Origin of the sequence: Gilliamella sp. B14384G10, assembly GCF_016101685.1 — a bacterium.
Taxonomy (GTDB): domain Bacteria; phylum Pseudomonadota; class Gammaproteobacteria; order Enterobacterales; family Orbaceae; genus Gilliamella; species Gilliamella apis_A.
Window position 1 is genome coordinate 1 of the sequence record NZ_JACFQA010000009.1, and the last position, 15,920, is coordinate 15,920.

Genomic DNA, 15,920 nt, shown 5'->3' on the forward strand with positions numbered 1-15,920 from the left:
ATAATACTGATGTGATCGCTGCAGTTAAAGTTGTTTTACCATGGTCAACGTGGCCGATTGTACCAACGTTAACGTGGGGTTTTGTACGTTCAAATTTTTCTTTAGACATCTTAATGTTCCTTTATTAAATCACTTCCCTAACAATAGGGAAGTGTTACTTATTTATATAAATAATTATTTCGCTTTACGAGCTTCAATAATTGCAGTTGCAATATTGGTTGGCGCTTCATTGTACTTCAAGAACTCCATTGAGTAAGAAGCACGACCTTGTGTTTGTGAACGAAGGTCAGTTGCATAACCAAACATTTCTGAAAGTGGAACTTGTGCTTTAATTGTTTTACCAGTTGCAGTATCTTCCATTCCTTCGATCATACCACGACGACGGTTTAAGTCACCGATAACGTCACCCATATAATCTTCAGGGGTTTCAACTTCTACTTTCATGATTGGTTCTAAAAGCACAGGTTTAGCTTTCATGAAGCCATCTTTAAACGCCATTGAACCGGCAATTTTAAATGCCATTTCTGATGAGTCGACATCATGGTAAGAACCATCAAAGATGGTAACTTCAACATCAACAATTGGGTAACCAGCAAGAACACCATTTTTCATTTGTTCTTGACAGCCTTTATCAACTGCAGGGATGTATTCTTTAGGAACCACACCACCAACAATTTCATTGTTGAATTTGTAGCCTTCGCCACCAGCTTCTAATGGTTTAATTCTTAACCATACATGACCATATTGACCACGACCACCAGACTGACGAACAAATTTACCTTCTTGTTCAACTTCATTGCGAATGGTTTCACGGTAAGCAACTTGCGGTTTACCAACATTTGCTTCCACTTTAAATTCACGTTTCATACGGTCAACGATGATTTCTAAGTGAAGCTCACCCATACCAGAAATAATGGTTTGACCTGATTCTTCATCGGTGTGAACACGGAATGAAGGATCTTCTTGTGCTAGTCGACCTAAAGCAAGTCCCATTTTTTCTTGGTCAGCTTTAGTTTTTGGTTCAACAGCAACAGAAATTACCGGCTCTGGGAACTCCATTCTTTCTAGAATAATTGGAGCACTTTCAGCACATAATGTATCACCAGTTGTTACCTCTTTAAGACCGATAGCTGCTGCAATGTCACCTGCGCGAACTTCTTTAATTTCTTCACGTTTGTTAGCGTGCATCTGAACGATACGACCAAAACGTTCTTTTTTATCTTTAACAGAGTTAAGAACAGTATCACCAGAATTTACTACACCAGAGTAAACACGGAAGAATGTTAAGTTACCAACAAATGGGTCAGTTGCAATTTTAAATGCTAATGATGAGAATGGTTCATCATCACTTGAATGACGCTCTGCTGCTTCACCATTTGGTAATTCACCTTTGATTGCTGGAACATCTGTTGGTGCTGGTAAATATTCAATTACTGCATCAAGCATGAATTGAACACCTTTGTTTTTAAAGGCACTACCACAAGTTACTAAGATGATTTCGTTAGCAAGCACACGTTCACGTAATGCTAATTTAACTTCTTCTTCAGTTAACTCTTCACCACCAAGGTATTTTTCCATTAACTCTTCATTTGCTTCAGCTGCTGCTTCCATTAAGTTTGCACGCCATTCTTCGACTTGCTCAACCATATCTGCAGGAACATCTTCATAAGTGAAACTTACACCTTGATCAGCATCATTCCAGTTAATTGCTTTACGTTTAAGTAAATCAACTACACCAGTAAAGCCTTCTTCAGCACCGATAGGTAATACTAATGGAACTGGTACAGCGGCTAAACGAGTTTTGATTTGATCAACAACACGTAAGAAGTTAGCACCCATACGGTCCATTTTGTTTACGAAAGCGATACGTGGAACTTTATATTTGTTTGCTTGACGCCATACTGTTTCTGATTGAGGTTGAACACCGCCAACCGCACAGTAAACCATTACCGCACCATCTAAAACACGCATAGAACGTTCAACTTCGATTGTGAAGTCAACGTGTCCCGGGGTGTCGATGATATTGATTCGGTGTGGTTCAAATTGTTGACCCATACCAGACCAGAATGCAGTAGTTGCCGCAGAAGTGATAGTGATACCACGTTCTTGTTCTTGTTCCATCCAGTCCATGGTAGCTGCACCATCATGAACCTCACCAATTTTGTGACTTACGCCAGTGTAAAACAAAATACGTTCAGTTGTCGTAGTTTTACCTGCGTCAATGTGTGCACTGATACCGATATTACGGTAGCGTGCTATAGGGGTTGTACGAGCCATATTAATCCTCTATTTAGAATCGTTTGCTTATAAAATATCTTTTGGGGGACTGATAATAACTATTAATTATCAGTCTAATTTCAAGCGTCTTATATAAGCGCTTAAATTACCAACGATAGTGTGCAAACGCTCTATTAGCTTCAGCCATACGATGAACATCTTCACGTTTTTTCACAGCGGTACCTTTGTTTTCAAAAGCATCCATAAGTTCATTCGCTAGGCGTAATGCCATTGATTTATCGCCACGTTTACGTGCAGCATCTACAATCCAACGCATTGCAAGTGCATTACGACGAACAGGACGCACTTCAACAGGAACTTGGTATGTAGAACCACCAACGCGACGAGACTTAACTTCTACAGTTGGTCTTACGTTATCTAATGCAACTTCGAAAGCTGCTAAGTGGTCTTTTCCACTACGCTCAGCTAATTTATCAAGAGCTGAATATACGATTGATTCTGCGACAGATTTTTTACCATCTATCATTAAAATATTTACAAATTTCGCCAGCAAATCTGAACCGAATTTCGGATCAGGTAAAATTTTTCTTTGACCGACAACATGACGACGTGGCATTGGAATACTCCGTTTATATGTTACAAATTTTCAGGTTTACCCAAAACTCAAATGAGTTATATGGAATTTATATAGTTTGGCCTTACTTAACGGAGTTCCATTAAGCTTTAGGTCGTTTCACACCGTATTTAGAACGGCTTTGTTTGCGATCTTTAACACCTGCGCAGTCTAATGCACCACGAACAGTGTGATAACGAACACCAGGTAAATCTTTAACACGACCACCGCGGATTAAAATCACGCTATGTTCTTGTAAGTTATGACCTTCACCACCGATGTAAGAAGTTACTTCGAAACCGTTGGTTAAACGTACACGGCATACTTTACGTAATGCTGAGTTTGGTTTTTTAGGTGTAGTGGTGTAAACACGTGTACATACACCTCGTTTTTGCGGGCATGCTTCAAGTGCAGGAACGTTACTTTTCGCTTCCTTTAGTGCTCTTGGTTTGCGTACCAGCTGATTAATTGTTGCCATTAATAAGCTCCTGATTAATTAAAATAAATTTAAAAATTGCTTTTTAGATACGTAATTAATAACTGTAGCCCAAAGCCTATTTATATAAGTTTTGGGTCGCAAGATTCTAGACCTCAATAGCTATAATGTCAAGTATTAGCACAGGTTCTTTATGTTATTTATCAATAATTTTTATGCATGAATAAATGCGAAATAAAAATACATTTTTTTATTTTATTGGTGCTTTTTATCGTACTAGTTTATCCTAATAGATGGATATAAATTAATATCAATATATAAATGTGACAATGAAAGATACACAGGTTGAAAGTTACAAAGTTGTTTTGCTATTTAATGCAAACAATATTTATGATCGACAAATCCTTAAAGGAATAGGTGATTTTCTAAAAGCGAATAATATTCACTGGAATATCTATATTTCCGAAACCATGCGTTATGATACAAATACAGCTTTCCATTTTGATTGCGATGGTATTATTGCTAATTTTGATGATCCAGATATTCAAGATCTACTAACCAATGTTGATATTCCAATAATTGGGGTAGGTAGTTCCCATCATGATAATTCAAGTTATCCAAAGGTTCCTTATGTTGCTGCGGATAATTTTGCGATTATTGAGAGTGCTTTTAATCATTTATGTTCTAAAGGCATTAATCAATTTGCCTTTTATGGCCTACCATCACATCGATCTTGTCGTTGGGCGGCAGTAAGAGAACAGTTTTTTGAGCAAATTGTAAATCAAAAGGGTTATGAAGGTTTTATTTATCAAGGAACAACTACATCTCTTGATAATTGGCAAGATAGCTTAGATAAACTCTCTAAATGGTTATTATCTCTGCCAGTTAATACCGGCATTATTGCCGTAAATGATGCTAGAGCTCATCATATTTTACAAGCTTGTGATAGAGTTGAAATAAAAATACCTGAAGAGTTATGCTTAATTGGTATAGATAATGAAGAAGTAATCAATGATCTATCGATGGTTTCCTTATCTACTGTAAAACAAGGAACCGAGGAGATGGGATTTGAAGCCGCTAAATTATTGCAAAAAATATTTAATAAAGGAAAGGTCTCTATCTCACCACGGTTAATTTCACCGAAAAAAGTTATTGAACGTCGTTCGACCGATTACCGTTCAATACAAGATCCTTATGTTATACAAGCTATTCATTATATCCGTGATTATGCTTGTAAAGGTATTAAAGTAGATCAAGTGACTTCGGAATTGCAAATATCTCGTTCTAATTTAGAACTTCGCTTTAAAACATCATTAGGTAAAACCATTCACACGGTTATTCATGAAGAGAAGTTTAATCGAGCCAAATATCTATTAATTGAATCTTCATTATCGATTCAAGCAATATCTGAGCAATGTGGCTATCCATCAGTGCAATATTTTTACTTTTTATTTAAAAAGTTATATGGTATAACACCGAAGGATTTCAGAAATAAATTTACCAATCTTAATTTACTATAATCAACTTAACATAAAGTTAAAAAATAGATTTATTAACTGGCTAAAAAGCAGAAGAGTGTTACAAAAGATCTTCTGCTTTTTAATATCAAGACATTAGCGGCTTTAATTGTTGATAAATGTTTCTAAACATAGCACGCTGTTGTTGGTAATATTCATGTTTTTCCCTATCTGGCTGGTGAGTTTGAATGGTTGGTAATGGTGCTAACCATTGCCCTAAATCACTATCTGGGTTACAAGCGATTTGTGCCAGTTTAGCGGCGCCTAAAGCGGGACCAACTTCGCCACCCTCACAATAAACTATAGTATAACCAGAGATATCACTAATTAATTGGCGCCAATATTTACTTCTAGCTCCGCCACCAATAACAATAATTTTATTGGGTGAAATGCCTGTTTGTTTTACTACATCTATACCATCTGCTAGGCCATAACTCACACCTAACAAGATTGCTTTAGCTAAATCGACTTTATTATGTTGATAGGTTAAGCCAAAAAATACGCCTTTAGCTTTAGGATTATTATGGGGTGTTCTTTCACCTGATAGATAAGGTAAAAAATAGACTGGCGGTTTATCGTCAGATGGTTGTTCTTCTATTAAGCTAAATAATGTAGCAACATCTTTAATGTCTAACAATTGGCATCCCCAATCAAGACATGAAGCACAACTTAACATAACCGACATAAGATGCCAACGATTAGGTAATGCATGGCAAAAGCTATGAATTGCCTGTTCAGGTTGGCTGATAAACCGATCAGTAACGGCGAAATAAACCCCTGAAGTACCAAGTGAAAGCATTGCTTGTCCTGGTTGATAAAGACCAACACCGATAGCACCGGCAGCATTATCGCCACCACCGGCAATAACTGGAATTGAATTTATTTTCCAACGTTTAGCAATATCATCAGTAACATAACCCGTTATTTGATTGCCTTCAAATAAGGTTGGCATATGTCGTCGATTTAAACCACAAGCATTTAACAATTGATCGTTCCAATCACGTTTTTCAACATCTAACCACATGGTGCCAGCAGAATCAGACATATCTGATGCATATTCGCCTGTAATTTTAAAGCGTAAATAATCCTTTGGTAAAAGTACTTTATCTATTTTGGCAAATATTTCTGGCTCGTGTTTTTGCACCCATTTTATTTTGGGTGCAGTAAAACCTGCCATCATCAAATTGCCAGTAATTTTTCTAGAATTTGGCACTAACTGTTCTAATTCATGACATTCAATATCACAACGACCGTCATTCCATAAAATTGCAGGCCTTAATACTTGAGATGAACTATCTAATAGTACTGCTCCATGCATTTGTCCACTTAAGCCAATTGCTTTGACTCGTGTTAAGTCATGTTGATGGCTAAGTTCTTGTAGTGCTGAATCTGTTGCATGCCACCACTGCTGGGGATCTTGTTCAGACCATAATGGGTGAGGACGGGATACGGTGAGTGACTTTGTATTTGACGCCACAATGCGTTGTTTTTCATCCATTAAAATTACTTTGACACCAGAAGTGCCTAAATCAATACCAATATACATATCTGCCTCCATTATGCAGCTATCAGAACTATAAATATAATAGTTCTGATAGGTAAATACACAATGATTTTTTTAGCCAAAAATAGATTTATTAACAATATTTTCTAATTGCTCTTGTGCACCGCTACGTGCTTTAGGTTGCAGGTTGTTTGCAAGACTATATTGTGCAATTTCTTGTAGGGACATATTCCCTTGTAAAATATCTTTACCTAAATTTTTGTCCCAATCGGCATAACGCTCAGCCACTTTTTGATTTAATAGTTTATCTTCAATCATTTTCGCTGCACATTTTAATGATAATGCCATAGTATCGATAGCACCAATATGCCCATGAAATACATCATATTTATCAATGCTTTGTCGTCTTATTTTGGCATCAAAGTTAAGTCCACCAGTGGTAAATCCGCCACTTTTTAATATTTCATACATAACTAGTGTGTTTTCCTCGACACTATTCGGAAATTGATCTGTATCCCATCCCAATTGTGGATCACCCCGATTAGCATCAAGTGAACCAAATATATCTAAGGCAATAGCTGAAGCTACCTCATGTTGGAATGAATGGCCGGCAAGTGTTGCATGATTCGCTTCAATATTGACCTTGATTTCTTTTTCTAAGCCGAATTGTTTTAAAAAGCCATAAATGGTTGCAACATCATAATCATATTGATGTTTGGTTGGCTCTTGTGGTTTTGGTTCAATCAATAATGCGCCATTGAAACCAATCTTGTGTTTGTTTTCGACAACTAATTGCATAAATTTACCGAGTTGTTCACGTTCTTGGCGTAAGTTAGTATTTAACAGCGTTTCATAACCTTCCCGACCACCCCATAATACATAATTTTGACCACCTAACTTATGAGTAGCATTCATTGCATGGACAACTTGAGTGGCAGCACAGGCAAAAACTTCCGGATCGGGATTGGTTGCCGCACCAGCTGCATATCTTGGATTTGTGAAACAGTTAGCGGTTCCCCATAATAAATTAACGCCAGTTTCTTGTTGCTTTTGTAACAGGATATCCGTCATCATGGATAAATTAGAGATGTATTCTTGAATTGAATTACCTTCTGGTGCAACATCGACATCATGAAATGCATAAAAAGGAACATTCATTTTATAAAAAAATTCAAAAGCAATATCTGCTTTTGCTTTGGCATTAGCTAGTGGATCAGCCCCTTTTTGCCACGGATAATTAAATGAATTTGCACCAAACATGTCGGTGCCAGCCCAACAAAAAGTGTGCCAATAACAGATAGAAAAGCGTAAGTGCTCAGCCATTGTTTTTCCCAAAATTATCTGCTCTGGATTGTAATGTCTGAATGCAAAAGGATTATTAGTTTGTGTTCCTTCGTATTTAACTCTTTCTATTTTTTCATAATATTGACTCATAATGTACCTCTAAATACCATTAATTAACTTAAAATCTATATATTGGTTACTAAGTTTTCTGGATAACTAAACGTTGCTAAATCAGGTAATCAATATGCATGAGTTTTAACAACAACAACAATTACTAAATTTTGTAGCGATTTTATGTTTTTTGTTTTTTGTGACGCAGATCAAATTCTATAAAGGGTTAAAAGAAGGTGAAATGATTGTTGTAGTCTGTTTGAAATTTCAGATGAAATAATTGTATGGGGGGAAGAAGCTATTTCTACCATGTTAATGGTAGAAATAGTTTGATGAAATTAATGATGATCGATAAAGATGAATTTTAAAGCAAACAGTAGTGCAAAAACTATCACACAAAGATTTAATTCTTTAAATTTACCAGTAAATGTTTTCAATATCACATAAGAGATAAAGCCAAGTGCGACCCCTTCAGTAATAGCAAAAGCAAATGGCATCATTAATGCGGTAATAAATGCTGGTGTTGCATCAGTTAAATCAGACCAGTTAACTTTCATTAAACTTGATACCATTAAGATACCAACAAAAATTAGTGCGCCTGATGTGGCATAAGGTGGTACTAAATGTGCTAAAGGTGATAAGAAAGTCATCATTAAAAATAATAAGCCAACCACCACTGCAGTTAAGCCTGTACGTCCACCAACTGAAATGCCTGCGGAACTTTCAATGTAAGTTAATACAGATGAAGTGCCAAATAACCCACCTAGTGAAGAACTGAAACTATCAATTAATAAAGCTTGACGCATTTTAGGAAAACGACCTTTTTCGTCAGAAAGTCCTGCTTTATCAGTTAAAGCTAAAATAGTACCCGATGAATCAAACAAGCTGACAATCATTACTGAAAAGATTACCCCGAGGATACCAATATTCAGTGAACCAGCAAGGTCAACATGGCCAACAACGCTGCCAACACTCGGTGGAACGGCTGCAATTCCTTGATAACTAATATTTGGATCAAGCCATAGCGCTAGTAGGGTTACGACAAGAATAGAAACTAACACGGCGGCATGAAAATTGCGGGTAGCAAGGATAACGATAATAAAAAATCCAAGCGAACCTAATAAGACTTTAAGTGACAAAATATTGCCTAAGGTTAGTAATGTAGCTGGCGATGCGACCACAATACCCATATTTTGGAATCCCATAAAAGCAATAAATAAGCCAATACCAGCACTAATGCCAGCGCGTAAACACTGTGGAATATGTTCGATTAACCAATGGCGGACTTTAAATAGTGATAATGCAAAAAAGACCAATGATCCCCAAAATATCGCTCCCATCCCAACTTGCCAAGAATAGCCCATTGCACCGCATATTCCATAAGCAAAAAAGACATTTAGCCCCATGGCAGGTGCTAAAGCAATCGGTAGATTGGCAAATAATCCCATCATAATTGTCGCAAAAGCGGTGACAACACAAGTTAGGACAAACACTGCTGATTTATCCATTCCTGTTGCAGATAAGATTGAAGGATTAACAAAGATGATATAAACCATGGTTAAAAAGGTGGTACAACCGGCGATAAATTCGGTACCAGGGGTGGTTTTTTTCTCTTTTAATTGAAAGATTTTTTCGAATAGTGAATTCATAAATTAAAGCCCAATTTAGGTTGATAGTGATCCATTTTGATATAATTTTATATCTTTATTTTTACCGAAGTGAATTTACGGTAAAAATAAAAAAGATATAAAGTGATTACTTTATATCTTTAAAAAACGTAAAAACACTGCGCTATTATTGCCGGTAATTTATTTTGGTCAAGCGTTATTCTAAATAACAAATAGCATTTTATTAGTGATCAATCATGCTTATAACTTAGCGTTAACGTAATTTATAGCCATTTAATGGCACACTAGATAACATGCTGATTATCAATAGATTAGTTAGCCAAAATATCTAATTTATTTTTAGTAATTTTTACTTTTAAAATCCGATGACTTTCAATCTCGGCGACTTCAAATAGATAGTCACCAATCTGTATGGTTTCACCCACATTGAGTAGATGTTGGGCTTTTTCCATCAATAATCCCGCAAGGGTATGATATTCTCGCTTATCATCAATCGGAATCGGTACAAATCTTACTAATTCTTCTACGGGGATATAGCCATTTGCAATCCAACTATTATCATCTAAACATTGGATGTCATGTTTAGCATCGATCTCTTCTTCTTCAGTTGGAAAGTCACCGGCAATGGTTTCAATAACATCGGTCACTGACACCACACCTTGCATTGATCCAAATTCATCAACCACAAAAGCAAAGTGAGTTTTGGCTTTTTTGAATTGTTCCAGCGCTACAAGTAAAGATACTGTTTCAGGAAAAATTAATGGTTGTTTGATTAATGAATTAATATCAAAGGGTTGTTTATTTTGTAAAATATCTTTTAACAGATCATTAACTTGAATGATACCTAATGGTTCATCAATTGAAGCATTATCAGTCACTACTAAACGTGAATGAGGATTGTCAAAAATTTCTTTTAATATTACTTCTCGATCATCATTGATATTGACCATATCAACATCTAATCGAGATGTCATGATACTGCTTACTGAACGTTGAGCTAAACCTAATACTCGCTCAACCATATTTAATTCTTGATGATTAAATACTGAGGTTTTTTTATTATTATCAGATACCACATCAATGGTATGGTTATCGGGATCTTCTTCAGCATCGCCTTTAAGTAAATGTAAAATAGCTTCGGCGGTACGTTCGCGTAGAGGTTTTTTGTTTAATGCTTTTCGACGGTTAAATATGGCTAGTTGATTAAAGAATTCAATCATAATCGAGAAGCCGATAGCTGCATATAAATAGCCTTTTGGAATGACAAAACCGAAACCTTCAGCAACTAAACTAAAGCCAATCATCAATAAAAAGCTTAAACATAAAATAACAATCGTTGGATGGGAGTTAACAAAATAGGCTAATGGTTTACTTGCCACCATCATAATCGCAATGGCGATACAAACTGCGATAATCATAACGGGTATATGGTCAACCATTCCCACTGCAGTAATGACTGAATCAAGTGAGAATACGGCATCAAGTACCACGATTTGTGCAACAACAGTCCAAAAATGTGAGGTTTTTTTCGGTTTGCCATCCTCGTGTGATGCACCTTCTAAACGCTCATTGAGTTCCATTGTCGCTTTAAACAGCAAAAATATTCCGCCAAGCAACATAATTAATTGCCGAGCATTGAAACTAATACCTGATATAGAAAATAGTGGGGTGGTGAGAGTAACTAACCAGCCAGTAAACATTAATAACAATATTCGGGTTATTAATGCAAAAGCAAGGCCTGTAATGCGTGCTTTATCTCGTTGTTGAGGCGGAAGTTTCTCCGCAAGAATGGCAATAAAAACAATGTTATCAATGCCAAGGACGATTTCAAGTACAACTAGAGTGGATAAACCAATCCAGATTGTAGGATCCATGATCCATTCCATATGTCAGGTGATTACCTCTAATGATCACAGCACATGCTGCTTAGTAATTCTGTCTGTAATTAGCAAAATAATCAATAAAATATTTAAATTTTTGACTATTTTATGGAAAATTGTTGATTAAAAGCCTTTATTAGGCGTAAAAATTAACTTCGCCAGAATGTCGGCGTGAATAAAACTAATAAAGTAAATATTTCTAGTCGACCAAATAACATGTCAACGACCATGACCCATTTCACCATATCACTGACATGAGCAAAATTATCACTGACACTACCAAGGCCAACGCCTAAATTATTTAGTGATGAAGCAACGATATAAAATGAGTCAGTTGCATCAATTCCTGTTGCCATAATAATAAACAAACTCACTAAAAATACTAATGCATAGGCAGAAAAGAATCCCCATACCGCTTCAATGATACGTTCTGGTACAACACGATTATTGAGTTTTAAGGTATAAATTGCATTAGGGTGAATAAGTCGTTTTAACTCTCGTGAACCTTGCATAAATAGTAGCAGTACTCGAACAACTTTTAGTCCACCACCAGTAGAACCAGCACAGCCACCAATAAACGAAGCACATAATAAAAAGATAGGTAATGACGATGGCCAAGTATTAATATCGTCGACGGTAAAGCCTACTGTTGCTGAAACAGACACGACTTGTAAAACAATTTTGTCGACACTAAGATGGCGTTGTGGCTGATAAATATAGATCACTAAAGCGCAGATAATAATTAAGATAAGCAGAATAAAGATAAAGGTTCTAAATTCTTGATCACGCCAATACACTTTCACTGAGATACCATTTAACGCAGCAAAATGTAGAGCAAAATTACATCCTGACAAAATGAGGAACAAGGTAACAATATAGTTAATTGTTGCACTATTAAAATAAGCTAAATTGTTATCGTGGGTAGAAAAACCTCCCATTGATATCGTTGAAAAGCTATGTGAAATAGCATCAAAGATATCCATTCCAGCACACCACAAACTTATTGCACATAAGGTAGTGAGTAAAATGTAAATCGACCAAAGTGTTTTTGCTGTTTCGGCAATACGTGGTCGCATTTTACTGTCTTTTTGAGGACCAGGAATTTCAGCACGATAGAGCTGCATACCCCCGACTCCTAATAATGGTAAAATTGCAACCGCAAGTACGATGATCCCCATACCGCCTAACCATTGCAGCATTTGACGATAGAAAAGTAGCGCTTTGGGTAAATGATCCAAATTGACAATCGTAGTGGCGCCAGTGGTTGTTAATCCAGAAAAAGACTCAAAAAAAGCTGTGGTTAAATTAAGATTGATATGATTATCAAATAGGAACGGGAATGCGCCAATAGTGCCTAAAACGACCCAAAATAATACAACAATGAAAAAGCCTTCTCGAGTACTTAATTCATGGCGTTGATGACGATTAGGAAACCACAATAACACACCTAAAATTAATGCTGCGAAAAATGAACGAACAAAAATAGCACCAGCACCGTCACGATATATTAACGCCACTAGTGCAGGTATTAACATAAATACTGACAATAGTGATATTAATAAACCGATAATTCTTATAATCGAGCGCCAATGCATCATATATAGTAATCTCTATTTAAAGCCACGTGATGATTTTATAAGATCGTAAGCAGCTTGAATTTCTTGTGCTCGCTTTTTGGCTGCTTCTAACATCTCTTTTGGTAAGCCTTTGGATACCAATTTGTCTGGATGATGTTCATTCATTAATTTACGATAGGCTCTTTTTATTTCAGAAATTTCAGCAGATGAATTTATTCCTAATATTTTATAAGCATTTGCTAAATCTGATTGCCTAGTACTGCTTTGGGAACCATTATAATTATGATTTTGTTGATATTGATGTTGACTGTTTTGTTGATTGTACTGATATTCTTGACGGAAATGAAAGCTTCCCATCATCATTTGAATATATATTGCCATTTGTGGTCGTGGAATACGAAACTCATCGGCAACAATGAAAAGAATCTCTGATTCTTTGTCATCTAAATGACCATCAACTAAAGCAGCTTGAATTAATTGTTCACAAAAGATATTTAAGACATTACGTCGATAACGATATTGGTGATATAACTCACTTAATCGTGATCGAAGTGGGTAATCACTCGCTTTACCACGATTGAATGATTCTTGCGCTAATTGACGACTTGTCGCATCAAGTTGGAGTCGATCCATAACTTGCCGAGCAAGATTAATATCATCACGAGTAACAACCCCTTTAGCTTTACTTAAATGTCCTAATACTTCAAAAACAACCGTTAAGTATAAGTTTGGATTAGATTGTGTCCTTTTCTCAGTCAATTTATTGCCAAATGCTTGATATAGCATTGGGCCAATAAATAATCCGAGTATAAATCCCCACCCAGATTTTAATACTGAACTCAGTATTAAACCGGTAATAATGGACCAGATCAAAGACATATTATTCGTTTACCTCAATTCGATCTATTTTTTGCAATCCACGTGGTAATGATGTGCCTTTACGAGCACGCTCCGCTCTAAATTTTTGTAAATCAGCTGGATAAAGTGTAAGTTTGCGTTTACCAACATATAGAGTTATAGATGTTTCTGGTGTTATCAACATCATATAAGCTAGGCTATCATCGCTACCAGAGAGTGAAATAATTTTATTGCCTTTACCTTTAGATAATTCTGGTAAATCTTTTACTGGGAATATCAGCATTCTTCCTGCTTTAGTAATTGATAACAGCAAGCTTTCTTCTGATAAAATCTCTATTGGTGCTAATACATCTGCATCTTTAGATAAATTAATCACTGCTTTACCATTACGGTTGCGCGCAATTAAATCATTAAATTGACAGATAAAACCGTATCCAGCACTCGATACAAGTAAGAATTTTTGTTGTTCATTGCCTGACATCAATACATGTTCAATGGTTGCTCCAGCTGGTAATGCCAGTTTACCAGTAAGAGGTTCGCCTTGTCCTCTAGCTGATGGTAATGTACTTGGCTCAATAGCGTAACTGCGACCAGTTGAATCGATAAATACCACTGGTTGATTACTTTTACCTTTTGCTGCGGTTTTAAAACTATCACCTGCTTTATAACTTAATCCTACAGGATCGATATCATGGCCTTTAGCAGCTCTGACCCAACCCATTTCTGATAATACGATTGTAACTGGTTCAGAAGGGATTAACTCTTGTTCAGTAATTGCTTTGGCTTCACTGCGTTCGACAATTGGTGAACGACGTTCATCACCATATTTTTCAGCATCAGCTTGTAGCTCTTTTTTGATTAAATTACTTAACTTTCTTGGTGAAGCTAATAATGCTTGCAGTTGATCTCGCTCTTTAGCCAGTTCGGCTTGTTCACCTTTGATACGAATTTCTTCTAGTTTAGCTAAATGGCGGAGTTTTAATTCTAAGATAGCTTCAGCTTGTGTTTCGCTTAAGGCAAATCTCTGAATTAATTCTGCTTTTGGGTCATCTTCATGACGAATGATTTCAATTACTTCATCAATATTTAGGAAGGCAATTAATAAACCATCTAAAATATGTAGTCTTTTTAGTATTTTATCTAAGCGATAATTTAAGCGACGGGTTACGGTAATGCGTCGATATTCTAACCATTCAGTTAGGATTTCAACCAATCCTTTAACAGATGGACGATTATCTAGTCCAATCATGTTCATATTAACACGATAACTTTTTTCTAGATCAGTAGTGGCAAATAGATGATTCATTACTTGCTCTAGATCCACACGATTAGAACGTGGCACAATAACCAGACGAGTCGGATTTTCGTGATCGGATTCGTCACGTAAGTCTTCAATTAACGGTAGTTTTTTAGCGCGCATTTGGCTAGCAATTTGCTCTAAAATTTTAGCACCAGAAACTTGATGTGGCAGATCGGTAATAACAATGTCGCCATCTTCTTTTTTCCAAACTGCTCGCATACGTATTGAGCCACGGCCAGTTTTATAAATTTTGGCGATATCTTCCGGAGAGGTAATAATCTCAGCTTCTGTTGGGAAGTCAGGGCCTTTTATGTGCTCCATCACTTCGCTAAGTGTTGCTTTTGGATTATCAGCTAACATAATAGCTGCATTCGCCACTTCACGAATGTTATGAGGTGGAATATCGGTTGCCATACCTACCGCAATACCGGTAGTACCGTTTAATAAGATATTCGGCAATCTAGCTGGCAACATTTTTGGCTCTTGTAATGTACCATCAAAATTTGGCGTATAGTCAACAGTGCCTTGTCCTAACTCACCTAACAATAATTCGGCATATTTTGATAAACGTGATTCGGTATAACGCATTGCAGCAAATGATTTTGGATCATCGGGTGCCCCCCAGTTTCCTTGCCCATCAACTAATGGATATCGATAAGAAAACGGTTGCGCCATTAATACCATTGCTTCATAACAGGCACTATCACCATGAGGATGGTATTTACCTAAAACGTCACCGACAGTACGGGCTGATTTTTTAAATTTTGCTTGAGCATTTAGCCCTAATTCTGACATTGCATAAACAATGCGACGTTGTACTGGTTTTAAGCCATCGCCAATAAACGGCAATGCGCGATCCATAATGACATACATTGAGTAGTTTAAATAGGCGCTTTCGGTAAATGTTCGTAGCGACTGAACTTCTACTCCGTCATGAGTTATTTCACTCATTATTGTTCCTCTAAATTATTCTG

General features: G+C 36.5%; 12 protein-coding genes. 1 reads left to right on the forward strand and 11 read right to left on the reverse strand.

Going from position 1 to position 15,920, the window contains the following annotated elements; genetic code table 11:
• The 4 genes from H3T54_RS11565 to rpsL all read right to left on the reverse strand — a co-directional run.
• A partial coding sequence (locus tag H3T54_RS11565; RefSeq protein WP_198222634.1) for a GTP-binding protein occupies nucleotides 1-109 on the reverse strand: 109 nt, incomplete at its 3' end.
• A 65-nt stretch (nucleotides 110-174) separates the two neighbouring features.
• Nucleotides 175-2,277, reverse strand: a complete 2,103-nt coding sequence (gene fusA / locus H3T54_RS11570; protein ID WP_198222636.1) for an elongation factor G — start codon at nucleotides 2,275-2,277, stop codon at nucleotides 175-177.
• A gap of 106 nt (nucleotides 2,278-2,383) precedes the next feature.
• Complete coding sequence (gene rpsG, locus H3T54_RS11575) at nucleotides 2,384-2,854, reverse strand: 30S ribosomal protein S7 (protein WP_065578189.1); 471 nt, start codon at nucleotides 2,852-2,854, stop codon at nucleotides 2,384-2,386.
• 100 nt (nucleotides 2,855-2,954) lie between these two features.
• On the reverse strand, nucleotides 2,955-3,329 hold the full coding sequence (gene rpsL, locus H3T54_RS11580; RefSeq protein ID WP_034883792.1) for a 30S ribosomal protein S12: 375 nt from the start codon (nucleotides 3,327-3,329) through the stop codon (nucleotides 2,955-2,957).
• A gap of 287 nt (nucleotides 3,330-3,616) precedes the next feature.
• Here rpsL and H3T54_RS11585 point away from each other — a divergent pair, with 287 nt between their 5' ends.
• A complete protein-coding gene (locus H3T54_RS11585; protein ID WP_198222638.1) occupies nucleotides 3,617-4,807 on the forward strand; it encodes a DNA-binding transcriptional regulator in 1,191 nt (396 codons plus the stop codon).
• A gap of 85 nt (nucleotides 4,808-4,892) precedes the next feature.
• On the opposite strand, the gene xylB is transcribed toward H3T54_RS11585, so the two are convergent.
• The 7 genes from xylB to parC all read right to left on the reverse strand — a co-directional run bounded on the left by xylB (nucleotide 4,893) and on the right by parC (nucleotide 15,897).
• Entirely contained in the window at nucleotides 4,893-6,350 is a 1,458-nt protein-coding gene (xylB, locus tag H3T54_RS11590; protein ID WP_198222640.1) for a xylulokinase, read from the reverse strand.
• Nucleotides 6,351-6,422: 72 nt separating this feature from the next.
• On the reverse strand, nucleotides 6,423-7,742 hold the full coding sequence (xylA, locus tag H3T54_RS11595; protein ID WP_065578186.1) for a xylose isomerase: 1,320 nt from the start codon (nucleotides 7,740-7,742) through the stop codon (nucleotides 6,423-6,425).
• A 299-nt stretch (nucleotides 7,743-8,041) separates the two neighbouring features.
• Nucleotides 8,042-9,352, reverse strand: a complete 1,311-nt coding sequence (locus H3T54_RS11600) for an NCS2 family permease (protein ID WP_086320145.1) — start codon at nucleotides 9,350-9,352, stop codon at nucleotides 8,042-8,044.
• Nucleotides 9,353-9,642: 290 nt separating this feature from the next.
• The gene (locus tag H3T54_RS11605) at nucleotides 9,643-11,217 is read right to left on the reverse strand and encodes a TerC family protein (protein ID WP_198222642.1); all 1,575 of its coding nucleotides are present in this window, start codon (nucleotides 11,215-11,217) and stop codon (nucleotides 9,643-9,645) included.
• A 143-nt stretch (nucleotides 11,218-11,360) separates the two neighbouring features.
• On the reverse strand, nucleotides 11,361-12,806 hold the full coding sequence (locus H3T54_RS11610) for a TrkH family potassium uptake protein (protein ID WP_110448645.1): 1,446 nt from the start codon (nucleotides 12,804-12,806) through the stop codon (nucleotides 11,361-11,363).
• Nucleotides 12,807-12,821: 15 nt separating this feature from the next.
• Nucleotides 12,822-13,667, reverse strand: coding sequence for a co-chaperone DjlA (gene djlA / locus H3T54_RS11615; protein WP_198222644.1), 846 nt, complete (start codon nucleotides 13,665-13,667; stop codon nucleotides 12,822-12,824).
• 1 nt (nucleotide 13,668) lies between these two features.
• Nucleotides 13,669-15,897 (reverse strand): DNA topoisomerase IV subunit A, encoded by a 2,229-nt coding sequence (gene parC / locus H3T54_RS11620; RefSeq protein ID WP_198222646.1) that lies wholly within the window; start codon nucleotides 15,895-15,897, stop codon nucleotides 13,669-13,671.
• Nucleotides 15,898-15,920: the final 23 nt, after the last annotated feature.